The following is a 256-nucleotide window of genomic DNA, read 5'->3' as shown; positions in this document are numbered from 1 at the left end:
GGGTCGACCCATGGCTACGACCTGGTGGACCCGACCGAAGTGAACCCCGAGCTGGGAGGCGAACGTGCCCTGCGCGCGCTTGCCAACCTGGCGCGGGCGAGTGGCATGGGGCTGGTGCTGGACATCGTGCCCAACCACATGGCCGCGCACGAATACAACCGCTGGTGGTGGGACGTGCTTCAACACGGCCGCGGCCGCGCGTATGCCCACTGGTTCGATATCAACTGGACGGCGCCGCTGGCAGGCGGCGCGCTGC

1 protein-coding gene is annotated in these 256 nt (G+C 69.1%); it reads left to right on the top strand.

The window, feature by feature from the left end; genetic code table 11:
* Window positions 1-256: alpha-amylase family glycosyl hydrolase (locus ACQG3P_RS20555; RefSeq protein WP_426806080.1), on the top strand; the 256-nt coding region annotated here is incomplete at both ends.

This window comes from Stenotrophomonas sp. SrG, assembly GCF_050031795.1.
Lineage (GTDB): Bacteria > Pseudomonadota > Gammaproteobacteria > Xanthomonadales > Xanthomonadaceae > Stenotrophomonas > Stenotrophomonas rhizophila_A.
Note: the sequence above shows the minus strand (reverse complement) of the source record. Positions and strands in the feature narration are given on the sequence as shown.